Genomic DNA, 15,244 nt, shown 5'->3' on the forward strand with positions numbered 1-15,244 from the left:
GGAGTAGCGGAGGTCGAGCAGTAGAAGTCAGCGAGGGGCGCGAAAGAAGCAGTGAAAGGAGCCGGACACGGTGAGTGACGCCATTAACCGCCGATTGCCTCAGCCGAAGAATGGTGCAGGCCGCGATTTGCCGGCTGCTATCGGCGTTGGCGTAGGCCTCGGCGCACTTGTCGTGCTCGCCGTATGGGCCGGACCACTCGCGTGGTACGCGGTCGTGGCCCTTGCAGTTGGCGTTGCCATGTGGGAGGTGCTCAGCCGCCTGCGGGAGCATTCCTACTATATTCCGCGCACACTGCTCATTATTTTGGGCCAAGCCATGGTGTGGATCTCGTGGCCACTGGGCGCGCCCGGCCTTGTCGCGGTCTATGTCACCGCTGTGCTGGCGCTTATGTTTGGTCGCCTCTTCCATAATGGTCGCCATCGCCCACCCATTAACTACCTGCGTGATATGTCCGTCGGCATTTTTGTCCTAACGTGGATTCCGCTTTTTGCCACCTTCGCAGCAATGCTGTCGCTGGTGTCGACCCCGTTTGCCAGTGGTGCCGCTTCCATCGTCGTCTTCATGTTGTGCGTGGTGGCCTCCGATACTGGTGGCTATATCGCCGGAGTGATGTTTGGCTCGCATCCCATGGCCCCTGCAGTAAGCCCCAAGAAATCGTGGGAGGGCTTTGCCGGGTCCATCCTTTTTGGCATGGTCACCGGCGCGCTTACCGTGAAGTTCCTGCTCCATCACGATGCCTGGGTGGGCGGCCTAATGGGGCTTGGCCTTGTCATTTGTGCCACCTTGGGCGACTTAGTGGAATCACAGTTTAAGCGTGAGCTCGGAATCAAGGATATGTCGGCCTTGCTGCCAGGCCATGGTGGACTGATGGACCGCCTGGATGGCATGCTGCCTTCCGCCATGGTTACCTGGGTGGCCATTAGCTTCCTGGCAACGTTCACACCATAGGAACAGCGGGTACGCAAAAGCCGCCTCTCCCCAATAGTCTTTCCTAAGTAGGCAGGACAGGGGGGAGAGGCGGCTTTTAAGACCTATACCTGCTGAGCCTGCTTGCGAAGTTGGCGGCGCAACTCAAACATACGCCAGCCACCCACCAGTGCCATGATGAGCGCTCCGCCAATGGCGAAGATGAGGAAAGCAATTCCGGCAGGGAACTCACCGGACCAGCCTAGGAAGTTCATGGGAACCGCGTGCTGGTTTTGCATGATGAAAACGATGAGAACAATCAGCAGCAGGAAACCTACAATGAGCGCGATCCACGTGCTGGCTGCGAAAGATCCCTTTGCCTTGCCGGAAGGCTGGGTGGAGTGAGAAGTAGAGTCAGAGACCGTTGGCTCTAGGCTAGAACCGGTCTCCGGTGCAGAAGTGTTCATCTCCGTCGAGGAGAGGTCTGCGTCGGAAGAAGAAAAGTCATCTGCGGGGTAATTCGGATTTGTCATGCATCCATTATTTCTTTAAACCTGTCGATTATGCCACTTGGCATGGCTTTCAATTGGAAAAACCCACGCAGACCGTGGAAAGATGGGCAACACTATGGCTCAACCAGTGAAACTTAACTTCTCCGCCCCGCGCCGCGGACTTCCCCCTAAGCACTTCGCGGACCTGACCGAAACCGAGCGTATTGACAAGCTCGCAGAAATTGGCCTGCCTAAATTCCGCGCAAAGCAGCTGGCTAAGCACTATTACGAGCACTATACCGACAATGTAGAGGATATGACCGATATCCCCGCCGGCAAGCGCGAAGCAGTCAAGGAAGCTTTCTTCCCTGAGCTAATGCAGCCTATCCGGACTACTTCCACGGATGACGGCGAGACCACTAAGTCCCTGTGGCGTTTGCATGATGGCACGCTGCTGGAGTCGGTTTTGATGCGCTACCCAGGGCGCGCTACGTTGTGTATTTCTTCCCAGGCCGGCTGCGGTATGGCCTGCCCGTTCTGCGCTACCGGCCAGGGCGGTCTGGACCGCAATTTGTCTACGGGTGAGATTGTTGAGCAGTTCCGCCATGCTGCAGCTGCAATGGCAGCAGAAGGCGGCCGCCTGTCCAACGTAGTTTTCATGGGCATGGGTGAGCCACTGGCCAACTACAAGCGCGTGGTGCAGGCCGTGCGACAGATTACCGGCCAGGATGGTGCCGGCTTTGGTCTTTCCCAGCGCAACGTGACCGTGTCTACCGTGGGCTTGGCACCGGCAATCCGTAAGCTGGCGGACGAAGATTTGGCCTGCACGCTCGCCGTTTCCTTGCACACTCCGGATGATGAGCTGCGCGATGGTCTCGTGCCGGTCAATAACCGCTGGTCCGTCGATGAGGTGCTCGATGCCGCGCGTTATTACGCGGATAAGTCTGCTCGCCGCGTGTCCATTGAGTATGCTCTGATTCGCGATAAGAATGACCAGGATTTCCGCGCGGATATGCTGGGCCGCAAGCTGCATCAGAAGCTGGGCTCCAAGGTTCACGTCAATGTCATTCCGCTGAACCCCACGCCGGGCTCGGAGTGGGATGCAGCCCCGCAGGACCGCCAAGACGAGTTCGTGCGCCGCGTACAGGCCCAAGGCGTTCCTTGCACGGTGCGCGATACAAAGGGCGATGAGATTGCGGCAGCTTGTGGTCAGCTCGCAGCGGATGAACGGGAAGATAAGTCCGCCTAACTGATAAGATTGGCGGATATGATTATTCCGAATTATCCGCCGCTTGCAGATGACCCCACCGCGCAGGCCTTTGCCGTGCGCGGTCTGAATAAATCGTTCGCTGGGCGCCCCGCGGTGTCGAATTTGAGCCTCGACATTCCGCGGGGCTCTATTTATGGCATCGTCGGCCCTAATGGCGCCGGCAAAACCACCATGCTGACCATGGCATGCGGCCTGCTGCGCCCGGATAGCGGCGAGGCCTTTATCGCTGGGCACAATACGTGGCAGGAACCGATTGCGGCTAAGGCGGCGATGGGCCTGCTCATTGATGGTGCTCCCGTCTTTGACCGCTTGTCTGGCCCGGAGTACTTGTTCTATTTAGGTGCGTTGCGCAGCATGAACCAAGCCGAGGTGGAGCGCCGCAGCGCACAACTGCTGGATGCCCTGCAGCTTGCCGACGCCGCCGATAAACCCATCGCGGACTACTCCGCCGGCATGACTAAGAAGATCCTTTTGGCAGGTGCGCTCCTGCATAACCCAGAGGTAGTGATCCTCGACGAGCCTTTGGAAGCGGTGGACCCAGTCTCCGGCCAGCTCATTCAGGAGCTCTTGCGCGCCTATGCCGCCCGCGGTGGCACCGTAATCCTGTCTTCACACGTCATGCAATTGGTAGAAGGCTTGTGTGACCACGTAGCCATTATCGCGGGAGGACAGGTGCTATCTGCTGGCCACGTGGAGGAGGTGCGCCAAGGCGGCAGCCTGACGGATGCCTTTATCCACTTTGCCGGTGGGAGTGATTTTGATGCGGGCTCTTTCGATTGGCTGCGCCGTGGAGGCGGCGAGCCGCAGCGCGGGGAAGGGGAGGCGTAAGCTCAATGACTTCGACGCTCCTCAAGCTGCACCGCACACTCTGGGCGCGCAATCTCAAGGCGAATGCCGCGGCGGTTATGATCCCTATCTGCCTCTTGCTCTACGGTCTCATCGGCCTCGCGTCGCTGAGCGCTCTTGCTGCGGCGGATATCTCCATCGGAACTGGAAAAATGCAAGCCCTTACCGTGGCCCCCGCTGTAGGAACGCTGGCCTTTATCGTTATCACCCTCATCATGCCCAGCGGGGAGAACCAACTTTCTGCCCGTGAGCTCTCCGCATTGCCATTGCGGTTAAAAGACATCACACCGGCGCTTGCTATTGCCTCAGTACTCAATCTGCGAGCACCTGTATCTGTCCTGCTTTCCATCGCCTATGCGGTGGCGGGAAGTGTGATTTTGGCGGCCAATGGTAAGGCATTGTTCATCGTGCCCTTCTGCCTAGGCATGCTCTTTTCCCTAGTTCTGACGCTGGTCTTAGTAGATCTCGCGGTCTATGCTGGGGTTACTGTCGCGGAGCTAAGCTCGACCACCCTCAAAGTTTTGGGTGCGCTGGCGGTGTTCTTGCTCATCTTTGGTTCTAATCGGCTTGCTTCCCTCGCTGGCTCTGACTTCCCATTGGGAACTGTGGGCGAGGGTCTGGCATGGACGCCCGTAGGCGCACCGGTGGGCTGGGCGCTCGCGCTCGCCCAAGGCCAACTGGCGGTGGCACTAGCACAGGTCCTCATCGCCGCGGCGTCGCTGGGCGCAGCCGTGTGGGCGTGGCACCGGTTGTTGCGCTTGCAATTCGAGCGTCGCACACTCTTGTCTCCGGCGCACCAACGCCGCGAAAAGGCCAAAGGGATAAGTCGCTTTTCCTTGGGCACCTTTTCCTATCGCGGTCCGGCTGCCATGGAATTTACGCGCTCGCTGCGCTACATTTTCCGCGACTCTCGCCTTATCGGCACCATCATCATGCAGCCGATTTTGGCAATCGTCTTTATCATTCAGGGCTTTACTACTGATTCCGTCATGCCGTCTATAGGAGTGCTATTTCTGGGACTCTTCGGTGGAATTGTAGCCACCAATGACTTCGGTTACGACGGTCCAAGCCTGTGGGTAAAGATGGCCGCACCAGTTCGTCCGCGCACCTTTGTCTACGCGCGGCACTGGGCGCACTTGGCGCCCACGGCCATAACCTTCGTCCTCTCGGCGGCGGTGCTTTTCGCAGTGAGCGCCGACAAAGCGCTCACCGGGTGTTTGATGGTGGTCGCACTGGGAATTTTCATTTCTTCTGCGGGGTTGTCATTGCTGCTATCCACCTTTAATCCCTTTGCCACCGCGCGGCCCGGTGGCAGTATGTGGGCAGATAAATCCGGCTACTCGGCCAGTGCCTTCTTAAGCGCCATTTTGAATTTGTTTATTGGCTGGACGCCGATTATCCCTGGCGTCATTCCAATGGCCATCGGCTACGGCTCGAATATGGCGCTGGTTGCGCTGGGTTTTATCCTCGTCATTGCGGTTCCCGTTGCGTGTTATATCTTTGCCCTCCGGGTAAGCGGCAAACGTGTGGACAACTCCTTGCCTGAGATTTACGCCAAGGTGGGGCACTGGGTGTCTTAATCCTCCGGCCCCGCGACAGTGGCCGCATCGCTGCCCTCCCAGGGCGCGATTGGGTCCGTGGGGGGCTGGGAGTGGGGCCTCAACGACAGACTGCGTTGGTGAGTAGGGGGCGTCGCCAAGCGGAGGCATAAAGAAACCGCCGGCCTTCGCAGGGAAGGGCGGCGGTAGCTAAAGCGTGCTAAAAGCTTAGAGCGTGTGCTTGCCGGAGGTAACCGGGGTGGCGTTGTTGGTGCCTGGCTCAACGCGCAGGTGAGAAACGCGGGAAGGCTCAATGTTGAGCGCGCGCAGCTGGGAATCGGACAGCTCAGCGTATACACCGGTGTTGGTCTTCTGGTCGTAGACCCAGTCCGGCTCCTGGTGGCCCACCGGCTGGTTGCGGGCGGTCACGGTGCGAACCTGGTGCAGCTTAGGCTGGAAAGCGTGGATGAGCAGGCCAACGGCGATCAAGATAGCCAAGGCAATGAGCCAGATGGTCTCAACGTGGCCCTTGTGGTTACCAAAGTTGTAGGCAAGCAGGAACAGGACAGAGATCCAACCAGCGATCTGCACGCCAGAGCGGCTGATGCGGGACCAACCGAATCCTGCGGATGGAACGTCCTCAGTAGAAACACCGTCAAATACCTGCGGTACCGGCTTGTGGGAAGACACTTGCTCTCCTTCGCTTCTGCGTGTGTCCGTCTGCGCGATGGGCATGCGGGCACACCAATGCCATTTGTCTGCTACACATTCTAAAACATCGCACCTGAGATGGCGATTAAACACCCCCGTCGCAGTGCGGCGTACCTGCCGCGCACGCCCAATGGTGGTGGGCGCTAGGGTGGAGGCGTGACTACTCAGCGAATACTCATTCTTGGTTCCACCGGTTCAATCGGCACGCAGGCTCTGGAAGTCATTGCGGATAATCCCGATAAATTCGACGTCGTGGGAATCGCTGCGGGTGGCTCCAACCCGCAGCTCATCATCGAACAAGCCCGTAGCCTCAACCTTTCGTTTGACCACGTTGCTGTGGCCAACGAGGCCGCAGCCGCCGAGGTGTCGGCCGCTTTAGGCGGTTCGGTTTTGAGTGGCGCCGACGCTGCAGAGCACCTAGTGCGCTCGGCCCCGGCCGATACGGTACTCAATGCCTTGGTGGGTTCTTTGGGGCTCAAAGCCACCTTGGCCACACTGGAAATGGGCGAGTACTTAGCCTTGGCCAATAAGGAATCCCTCGTCGCGGGTGGCACGCTGGTTACGCAGAAGGCGCGCCCTGGCCAGATTATCCCTGTTGACTCGGAACATTCCGCCATGGCGCAGTGCCTGCGCGCCGGCGAGGAGGAGGAGCTGGATAAGCTCGTCCTTACCGCCTCTGGTGGACCCTTCCGCGGTTGGTCGCGCGAAGAGATGTGGGACGTGACCCCTGAGCAGGCAGCGCAGCACCCAACCTGGTCCATGGGGCAGATGAATACCCTCAACTCTGCCACCCTCATTAATAAGGGCCTGGAGCTGATTGAAGCCACCCTGCTCTTTGACATCGCCCCGGAGCGCATCGACGTCACCGTGCACCCGCAGTCCATCATTCACTCCATGGCCACCTTCAAAGACGGCTGCACAATTGCTCAGGTCTCGCCGCCGTCAATGAAGCTGCCCATTTCGCTGGCGCTGAATTGGCCGCACCGCGTACCAGGCGCCCAGCCGGCCTTGGACTTTGCGCAGGCGCATGACTGGCGTTTTGAGCCGCTTGACGATGCCGCCTTTCCCGCCGTCAGCCTCGCCCGCCGGGCCGCGGCCGAGGGAACAGGGGTCATTTATAATGCCGCTAATGAGGAAGCTGCGGCCGCGTTCTTGTCCGGGCGCATCCATTTCCCGGAGATCGTGGACGTCGTGGGCACGATCCTTGATTCCGCATCCGAGTTTGCTGGTGTAGTCTCTAGCCTCGATGAAATCCTCGCGGTAGAAGGCGAGGCGCGCAGGCGCGCGAATGCGCTGATTGATTCGCTGGCTGACTAGAAAGCTTTCACACCATGGCAAACTTGCTGGGCATTGTGTTTTTCGCCCTTGGCATCGGGCTTACCGTAGCGTTGCACGAAGCAGGCCATATGCTCACGGCGCGTGCCTTTGGCATGCGCGTGCGCCGTTATTTTATTGGCTTTGGGCCGCGCCTATTTTCCTTCCGGAAGGGCCACACCGAATATGGACTTGCGGCCTTCCCAGTAGGCGGGTTCTGTGATATCGCTGGCATGACCGCGCAGGATGAATTCCTCACCGAGGAAGAAGAGCCCCATGCAATGTATAGAAAGCCGTGGTGGCAGCGCATAATTGTGATGGCCGGCGGCATCGGTGTCAACCTGATTTTGGGCTTTGTCATCCTTTACTTTGTGGCGATGACGGCTGGTTTGCCCAACCCTGATGCTGATGTGCGCCCGCGCGTGGGTGAGGTGACGTGCTCGGCCAATCAGAAGCCGAACCAAGAGCTAGAGACGTGCACGGGTAAAGGCCCCGCTGGAAAGGCCGGCGTGCAGGAGGGCGATATCGTCGTGGCCCTCGGTGGCCAGAAGCTGGATTCTTTTACCCAGCTGCGCGATGAGGTAATGCAGCGCCCCGGCGAGACCATCACGCTGACGGTTGAGCGCGGTGGGGAAGACAGGGACTTCACAGTCCACCTCGATACGGTCAAGCGGTTGAACCAAGACGGCGAGCTGGTGGATGCTGGCTCAATCGGGCTGAGCAATCAGCTAATCGATGTCGTCGAAAAGCACGGCGCCGTCGACGCCCTACCGGCAACCTGGCGCTTTAGCACCTACTCGTTGGACGCAACGGTCGACGGGCTGAAGCAATTCCCGGGCAAAATTCCGGGTGTGGTGGCCTCCATCTTCGGCCACGAACGCGAGGCCGATGGCCCGATGTCCGTCGTCGGCGCTTCTCGCGTGGGCGGCGAATTGGCGGAGCGTTCCCTGTGGTCGATGTTCTTTATGATGCTGGCCACGCTGAACTTCTTCCTCGCACTCTTTAACCTGATTCCGCTGCCGCCTTTCGACGGCGGACATATCGCCGTCATCATCTATGAAAAGCTGCGCGATGGCATCCGCAAACTGGCGGGCAAGCCAGCTCTGGGGCCGGCCGATTACACCAAGTTGATGCCGGTGACCTATGTCATGGCCGCGCTGCTGATGGGCGTCGGCGCCATCGTCATCGTCGCCGATGTGGTCAACCCCATACGGCTATTTGGCTAGTCGCCGCAGCCCCCGCTGCGCGCACTTCAGGCATAAAGCAAGCAGTGCTAGAGTGGGGGCGTTAATCACCCACCGTATGTATTTACTGTGCTTCAACAAGGAGAATTCATGTCGACCCCCATCGGTCTAGGAATCCCAGACGGCCCACCACCAGTCCTGCACCCGCGCCGCAAGACTCGTCAGCTGCAGGTGGGCCCGGTCGGCGTCGGCTCTGACTCACCCATCTCGGTGCAGTCAATGACCAATACCAAGACGCACGACATTAACGGCACGCTGCAGCAGATCGCGCAGTTGACCGCTTCCGGCTGCGATATCGTGCGCGTGGCTTGCCCTAAGCCTGTTGATGCGGAGGCACTTCCGGCCATTGCCAAGAAGTCCCCGATCCCGGTTATTGCGGATATCCACTTCCAGCCTAAGTACATCTTCCAGGCCATCGACGCTGGCTGCGCCGCCATCCGCGTGAACCCGGGCAATATTCGCGAGTTTGACGGCCGCGTGAAGGAAGTTGCTAAGGCAGCCGGCGATGCCGGCATTCCCATTCGCATCGGCGTGAATGGTGGCTCCTTGGACAAGCGCCTGCTGGAAAAATACGGCAAGGCCACCCCGGAAGCACTCGTCGAGTCCGCTATCTGGGAGGCTGGCCTCTTTGAGGAGCACGGTTATGGCGATATTGCTATTTCCGTTAAGCACTCCGATCCGGTTTTGATGGTGGAGGCCTACCGCCAGCTGGCGGAAAAGACTGATTACCCGCTGCACCTCGGCGTGACCGAGGCTGGTCCGAAGTTCATGGGCACCATCAAGTCTTCGGTGGCTTTCGGCGCACTGCTGGCAGAGGGCATCGGCGACACCATTCGCGTGTCCCTGTCCGCCCCGCCGGTGGAGGAAATCAAGGTGGGCGACCAGATTCTGCAGTCGCTCAACCTGCGCCCGCGCAAGCTGGAAATCGTCTCCTGCCCGTCCTGCGGCCGTGCCCAGGTGGACGTTTATAAGCTGGCGGAGGAAGTTACCGCCGGGTTGGATGGCATGGAGTTCCCGCTGCGCGTTGCCGTAATGGGTTGCGTTGTCAACGGCCCAGGCGAGGCCCGCGATGCTGATCTCGGCGTTGCCTCCGGCAATGGCAAGGGCCAGATCTTTGTTAAGGGCGAGGTCGTTCGCACCGTGCCGGAAGACAAGATCGTGGAAACCCTCATTGAAGAGGCCATGCGCATTGCCGATGAGCAGGGTATGGAAGCCGTGGAAGGCGCCAAGGCTGAGGTTCGCGTAACCCAGTAATTTACCCACTTTGAGCAGACTGCCCCGCACTTCGGTGTGGGGCAGTCTTTTTTGGCGCTTGCGCTGCTAGAGTGCCAAGACATGAAGAAGTTGGTCGCGCTGGTTGCAACTGTCACGCTCGCCTCCACCAGCGTGGTTGCCTGTACGCCGAAGCCGGTTTCTGCGGAACCGGTGGCGGAAGAATTCCTCCAGGGGATGGAGTCTCGGAATAATGACGGTTTAGCCGCGCTTACCGACGCCCCCTCCGACGCCACCTCCGCCCTCGATGCCACCTACTCCGGCCTGCAGGCCGAGGGACTCGACATTGAGCTTGAAGGCGTGGACCAAGATGAGAACCTCGCCACGGCCAACTACAAGGTCACCTGGGACCTGCCCAAGGAACGTACCTTGAGCTATGACACGCAGATGACGCTGACCAAGACTGAGGATGAGTGGACGGTGCGGTGGAAGCCGAGCCTTATTCACCCCGACCTGGGAGCAAATCAGCACCTGGAACTGCGCGCACTGGAAGCAGAGCGCGCCAGCGTGGTGTCTTCCAATGGAGTGGAATTGATGAGCCCGGGGCTGAACTACCGGCTGGTGGTAGATACCAGCTCGCTGGATGATGTGCGTCCCACCGCTTCCAAGATCAGCGGCGCACTAGCTGCCGCCCACCGCCAGGATGACTCCATTGCGGAGATGGATGCCAAGGATCTGGCCAAAAAGTTGGAGGATGCAGACGGCTCCTTTTCCGTCACTATGTTTACGGAGGATCAAGCCAAGGCTGTGCGCCCCAAGGTGGAAGGCATGGACGGCGTGCGCCTCAATGAAGAGCCGGCTCTGGTTACCCGCGACCGTGGCCTGGCACCCGATCTGATGTCGCGTGTGCGCTCCGCGGTCCAGGATGAGGTCGATGGCCAAACCGGCTGGTCCATTTCTGTGGTCAATGAAAATGGTGCGGCGCTCTCTGATGTGGAAAAGCACGACCCTGATGCGGCGCCGTCGATCAAGGTAGGTCTGGACTACGATGTGCAGCGTGCCGCGCAGGAGGCGGTCAATGAGCGCGCAGACTCCCAGGCCATGCTCGTAGCCATCCGTCCCTCCAATGGCGATATCTTGGCCGTCGCCCAAACCGAGAAGGCCGATGAAGATGGCGACGTAGCCCTCCAAGGTCAGTACCCTCCGGGCTCGGTGTTCAAGATTCTCACCGCGGCGGCCGGCGTAGAAAAGCAGGGGCTTAATACCGATACCATCGTTCCGTGCCCTGGCACCATGGATATCTTTGGCCGCGTGGTGACCAACTACAACGCTTTCGCCCTAGGCAGCGTTCCGCTCAGCCAAGCCTTTGCACAATCGTGCAACACTACTTTCGCGGATATCTCCACCAAGCTTAAGCCTGGTGAGTTGAAAGACATGGGAAAGAAGTTTGGCTTCGGCGTGGAATACGATATCCCAGGCCTTACTACCATTACCGGTTCCATTCCGGAGGGCAAAGAACCACTGGAGCGCACCGAATCCGGTTATGGTCAGGGCTATGACTTGGCAAGCCCTTTCGGCATGGCGCTGGTCTCTGCCACGGTAGCTAATGGCAAAACGCCAACACCTACGCTGATTGAAGGCCATGAGACAAAAGCCTCCGACAAGCCGCAGCAGATTTCCAAGCCCGTGCTGGACAATGTGCGCAGCATGATGCGCCAAGTGGTCACCAACGGCACCGCCCGCAGCATGGCGGCTGGCGGCACGATTTACGGCAAGACCGGTGAGGCCGAGATCAACGAAGGCTCGCACGCCTGGTTTACCGGTTACCGGGAAGAAGACGATATTGCCTTTGCCACCCTCGTGGTCTTGGGCGGCGGCTCCGATGTCTCGGTCAATATCACTAGCAACTTCTTGCAGAAGGTCGATGACTACCGGTCCGGACCGCACGAGGGTGCGGCTCCGCCGGCCGAAGGGTAGACGTAGACTCAGAGCTGGAGCTATGGCCCTGTCTTTTGACCCCGGCTGCTGCATTATGGGCGCAGAGGACTACCATGGGAAACCATGAGTAATCGAGGAAAGCTAAAGCCAGGCAAGCCCACTCCGATCCTCACCGTGCCGGAGAGCATCGAGCGCCCAGAGTACGCGTGGAAGGACGAGGTGCAGGAGGGCATTGGCGAGCCCTACGTCCAGTCCCCAGAGGTTATTGAGAAGATGCGTGAGGCCTGCAAGATTGCGGCAAACGCCCTCAAGGAGGCTGGCAAGGCCGTACAGCCGGGCGTGACCACTGATTATGTAGACCGCGTTGCGCACGAGTACATGTGCGACCACGGCGCTTACCCGTCCACGCTGGGCTACCGCGGCTTCCCCAAGTCCAGCTGTGTATCCCTCAATGAGATTGTTTGCCACGGCATTCCGGATACCACGGTGATTGAGGATGGCGACATCGTCAATATCGATATCACCGCTTATAAGAATGGCGTCCACGGGGATAATAACGCCACCTTCCTCGCCGGTAATGTCTCCGAGGAACACCGCCTGCTGGTAGAGCGCACCAAGGAGGCCACGATGCGCGGCATCAAGGCCGCAAAGCCCGGCCGTGAGATCAACGTCATCGGCCGCGTTATTGAGTCTTATGCCAAGCGCTTTGGCTACAACGTCGTGCGCGATTTCACCGGCCATGGCGTCGGCCCAACCTTCCACAACGGTCTTGTTGTCCTTCACCATGACTCGACCGTGTACCGCGATATCCTTGAGCCTGGCATGACCCTCACTGTTGAGCCGATGATTAACCTCGGCTCCTTGGACTATGAAATTTGGGATGATGACTGGACCGTCCAAAACACCGACGGCAAGTTCACCGCTCAGTTTGAGCACACCCTCGTCATCACCGAAGATGGCAATGAAATCCTTACCATTTCAGATGAGGACTAGTACTTAGTCTCAGAACAAACTGAAGGTCGCCTCCATTTCCAGAGAAGGGGAGTGGGGGCGGCCTTTGTTTTGCCGACGTCCCACGGAGCCGTTGGCAATATTGGAGTGGCTTCGCATAGCAAAAGGGGCCTCGTTCTTAGTAGAACGAGGCCCCGAGCAAGCCCTAGCTATCTAGAGCCAATCTGCGGCTAATAATTAGCGACGGAAGATTGGGTCCAGGATGTGCTGCGGGATGATGCCGTTGTAAACAGCGTAGTTGTAAGCGCCGATGATTGCGCCGATAACGGAGGTGATGCCCAGTGCGGTAGCACCCTTCTTCCAATCGGAAGCCCACTCCGGGATGTTTTCGGAGGTTTCCTTGCCGAACATGTCCTCGCCGGTGACCTGGTGTTCAGGCTTAACTACAGGCTTGCCGTCCTCACCTTCGGACCATGCTCCCTTCTTCTTACCCAGCTGGGTCAGGGAGCTGGAGGAGGAAGAGGAGGTGGTGTTCTCGTTGGTGGAGGAAGTCTCTGCAGAAGCAACGGCGGTGCCGCCGAAGGCTACGGTGACAGCGGTTGCAGCGGCAACAGCTGCAGTGCGGAAGTTACGCATTGTGAAAATTACCTTTCGGAAGTTTTGATTGAGCCGTGTGACTGTTGCTTAGAAGGAAGGGCCGTGTACGAAGAAGTTGTATACAGGGCCGATGATGCCGCCGAGCAGGGCGCCGAGGCCTGCTACAACGGTTGCACCGTAGAAGACCTTTGCCCATGCTGGCTGGCCGGAGAAGTCCTTGGAAGAACCAAAGATGCCAACGGCGTTAGCTGCCTGGTCGCCCTCGAGCTTGTGGCCAAGCTTGGAGGACAGGGAAGGGGTGTAGTCCTCTGGAGTCTGGTCCTCGGCCTGGCCTTTACCAGTCTTGGAAGGGTTAGCCTGCTCTACGGTGACGTTGTTGCCGTTCTGGTTGACGGTCTCGCCAGCGGAGGCAACGGTGGTGCCGCCGAAAGCAACGGCGAGAGCGGTTGCGCCAGCGATTGCTGCATTGCGGATACGCATATCAAAATTCCTTAAAAGTCGTACTTGCAAGGCTTCCGCACTGGGAAACCAAAGTGTTATTGAATACACAGGCGGTATTCATAAACACGCGGTAGCCGTGTTCGTATCGGCTCGAGCCGGTGTCCCAAGTGAATTTAGTAAAACTCCCGTCCTTTTGCACGTCAAAGACCGGAATTTCAGCGATTAAATTAATTTGGGCCCCTTTATGGTGGTGAATTTCCTGAAATTGTGAATGGGACTTCCTTGGCGTGAAGTGGGAAAACGTCCTAAACCCTGGGAAGAAACTGGAGGAGTGTGAGAAGGATCACGTAACAGTTCACTTATTCCACTCCAGTCCCAAAAGGGTATTTTCCACTACTTCTGGCAGCGCAGGGTGGATCCAATATTGGTTGCGAGTGAATTCCCGCATGTCCAACTTGTAGGCCATCGCGGTAATCAATTGCTGGATCAAGGTTGAGGCCTGCGGGCCCATCAGGTGCGCGCCGAGAAGCTGCCCAGTGGAGCGGTCTGCTACCAGCTTGCAGATTCCGGTGTGATCTTCCATAGCCCAGCCGTAGGCAACGTCGCCAAAGTTCTGTACCTTGACGGTGACGTCGAAGCCCTTCTGTTGCGCCTGCTTCTCAGTTAGGCCCACTGTGGCGATTTGTGGGTGGGTAAAGATGGCGGCGGGGACATTGTCGTGGGGCAGTGGGCGGAGATCTTCTGGGTGGAGCAGGTTATGCTGCACTGCGCGTGTCTCCGCATTGGCTACGTGCTTGAGCATATATGGAGAAGAGACATCGCCGAGCGCCCAAACACCCTCGGCGGTGGTGCGGCCGAACTCGTCGGTGCTCACGCGGGCGTCGGCAAGCAGTTCAATGCCCGCCTTGTCCAGATCCATCTGATCGCCGTTTGGGGTGCGCCCAGTAGCAACCAGAATCGCTTCTGCTTCCACGGACTCACCATTGTCGAGCTCCAACCGCACGCCCGTGTCAGTTTCCTCGAGCTTGGTGCCATTGGCTATGCGCACGTCGAAGCGATCGCGAGCAATCTGGTTGAAGCGGCTAGATAGGTCATCATCCAGGTGGCGTAGCAAGGTCTCGGAGCGATTGACCACGGTGACCTTGGTGCCGAGGCCGTCAAAGACATGAGCAAACTCCATGGCGATATAGCCACCGCCTACCACGATGAGGCTTTCTGGCTGGTGGTCCATGCGCATGATGTCTTCATTGGTGTAGTACTTCACGCCCGAGTTGGCATAGACCTCCGGAATGACCGGACGGGAGCCGGCGGCAATGACGATCTGGTCGCCGCTGATGACATGCTCGCCGGTCTGAATGGTCTTCGGGCCGACGAAACGGGCGTGCTCATCAAACACGGTAATGTTCGGGGTTTCTTCGCCGCGACGGTACTGTTCGCCGCCCTGGGCAATCTGGTCGATGCGGTTGGTAAAGACCCGGTCCACGATGGAATCCCAATCCACGCTAGTGACCTGAGCATCAAGGCCGAGCCGGCCGGCCTCGCGCGCCGCTAGGGCAATATCGGCGGCGTAGACATACATCTTGGTGGGAATGCAGCCTACGTTGAGGCAGGTCCCGCCAAAGGTGCCCTTTTCAATGATGGCGATTTTCCGGTCATCAAAATCCGGGCTAGGGATGGAGTTTCCGGAGCCAGTGCCGATGATGATGAGGTCGAAATGTTCCTCGGCAGCGGGCGTGTGGGACTGGTGTGAAGTAGTCACGTTTATTCCTTATATATAGGGGCTT

At 58.7% G+C, this 15,244-nt stretch carries 14 protein-coding genes; 9 read left to right on the top strand and 5 right to left on the bottom strand.

Annotation, left to right across the window (positions count from 1 at the left end; translation table 11 throughout):
- Nucleotides 1-70: 70 nt before the first annotated feature.
- Nucleotides 71-949 (top strand): phosphatidate cytidylyltransferase, encoded by an 879-nt coding sequence (locus tag MHY22_RS00425; RefSeq protein ID WP_239277446.1) that lies wholly within the window; start codon nt 71-73, stop codon nt 947-949.
- Between the two features lie 83 nt (nt 950-1,032).
- On the opposite strand, the gene MHY22_RS00430 is transcribed toward MHY22_RS00425, so the two are convergent.
- Nucleotides 1,033-1,440, bottom strand: a complete 408-nt coding sequence (locus tag MHY22_RS00430; RefSeq protein ID WP_239277448.1) for a lipopolysaccharide assembly LapA domain-containing protein — start codon at nt 1,438-1,440, stop codon at nt 1,033-1,035.
- A gap of 82 nt (nt 1,441-1,522) precedes the next feature.
- Between MHY22_RS00430 and rlmN the strand changes: the two genes are divergently transcribed.
- From rlmN to MHY22_RS00445, 3 genes are read left to right on the top strand one after another with little or no spacing between them, the layout of a single operon-like run.
- Entirely contained in the window at nt 1,523-2,647 is a 1,125-nt protein-coding gene (gene rlmN / locus MHY22_RS00435) for a 23S rRNA (adenine(2503)-C(2))-methyltransferase RlmN (protein WP_005325218.1), read from the top strand.
- 18 nt (nt 2,648-2,665) lie between these two features.
- Nucleotides 2,666-3,496, top strand: a complete 831-nt coding sequence (locus tag MHY22_RS00440; protein WP_239277450.1) for an ABC transporter ATP-binding protein — start codon at nt 2,666-2,668, stop codon at nt 3,494-3,496.
- Nucleotides 3,497-3,501: 5 nt separating this feature from the next.
- Nucleotides 3,502-5,094 (top strand): hypothetical protein, encoded by a 1,593-nt coding sequence (locus tag MHY22_RS00445; RefSeq protein ID WP_239277452.1) that lies wholly within the window; start codon nt 3,502-3,504, stop codon nt 5,092-5,094.
- A 186-nt stretch (nt 5,095-5,280) separates the two neighbouring features.
- On the opposite strand, the gene MHY22_RS00450 is transcribed toward MHY22_RS00445, so the two are convergent.
- Nucleotides 5,281-5,787 carry a DUF2631 domain-containing protein gene (locus tag MHY22_RS00450; RefSeq protein ID WP_239277453.1) on the bottom strand — a complete coding sequence of 169 codons (507 nt, stop codon included), beginning with the start codon at nt 5,785-5,787 and terminating at the stop codon, nt 5,281-5,283.
- 132 nt (nt 5,788-5,919) lie between these two features.
- Here MHY22_RS00450 and dxr point away from each other — a divergent pair, with 132 nt between their 5' ends.
- From dxr to map, 5 genes are all read left to right on the top strand, one after another.
- A complete protein-coding gene (gene dxr, locus MHY22_RS00455) occupies nt 5,920-7,080 on the top strand; it encodes a 1-deoxy-D-xylulose-5-phosphate reductoisomerase (RefSeq protein WP_239277454.1) in 1,161 nt (386 codons plus the stop codon).
- Between the two features lie 14 nt (nt 7,081-7,094).
- Complete coding sequence (locus tag MHY22_RS00460; RefSeq protein ID WP_239277456.1) at nt 7,095-8,303, top strand: RIP metalloprotease; 1,209 nt, start codon at nt 7,095-7,097, stop codon at nt 8,301-8,303.
- Between the two features lie 108 nt (nt 8,304-8,411).
- Nucleotides 8,412-9,575: a flavodoxin-dependent (E)-4-hydroxy-3-methylbut-2-enyl-diphosphate synthase gene (gene ispG / locus MHY22_RS00465; protein ID WP_239277458.1), complete on the top strand. Its 1,164-nt coding sequence runs from the start codon at nt 8,412-8,414 to the stop codon at nt 9,573-9,575.
- A gap of 81 nt (nt 9,576-9,656) precedes the next feature.
- A complete protein-coding gene (locus MHY22_RS00470; protein WP_239277459.1) occupies nt 9,657-11,510 on the top strand; it encodes a penicillin-binding transpeptidase domain-containing protein in 1,854 nt (617 codons plus the stop codon).
- An 84-nt stretch (nt 11,511-11,594) separates the two neighbouring features.
- On the top strand, nt 11,595-12,464 hold the full coding sequence (map, locus tag MHY22_RS00475) for a type I methionyl aminopeptidase (RefSeq protein ID WP_239277460.1): 870 nt from the start codon (nt 11,595-11,597) through the stop codon (nt 12,462-12,464).
- A 195-nt stretch (nt 12,465-12,659) separates the two neighbouring features.
- On the opposite strand, the gene MHY22_RS00480 is transcribed toward map, so the two are convergent.
- From MHY22_RS00480 to mtr, 3 genes are all read right to left on the bottom strand, one after another.
- Nucleotides 12,660-13,058 carry a hypothetical protein gene (locus MHY22_RS00480; RefSeq protein WP_239277462.1) on the bottom strand — a complete coding sequence of 133 codons (399 nt, stop codon included), beginning with the start codon at nt 13,056-13,058 and terminating at the stop codon, nt 12,660-12,662.
- Nucleotides 13,059-13,106: 48 nt separating this feature from the next.
- Nucleotides 13,107-13,499, bottom strand: coding sequence for a hypothetical protein (locus tag MHY22_RS00485; protein ID WP_239277464.1), 393 nt, complete (start codon nt 13,497-13,499; stop codon nt 13,107-13,109).
- Between the two features lie 316 nt (nt 13,500-13,815).
- Nucleotides 13,816-15,219, bottom strand: a complete 1,404-nt coding sequence (mtr, locus tag MHY22_RS00490; RefSeq protein ID WP_239277465.1) for a mycothione reductase — start codon at nt 15,217-15,219, stop codon at nt 13,816-13,818.
- Between the last annotated feature and the right edge of the window lie 25 nt (nt 15,220-15,244).

Source organism: Corynebacterium sp. ACRPO (genome assembly GCF_022347205.1).
Classification (GTDB): Bacteria; Actinomycetota; Actinomycetes; order Mycobacteriales; family Mycobacteriaceae; genus Corynebacterium.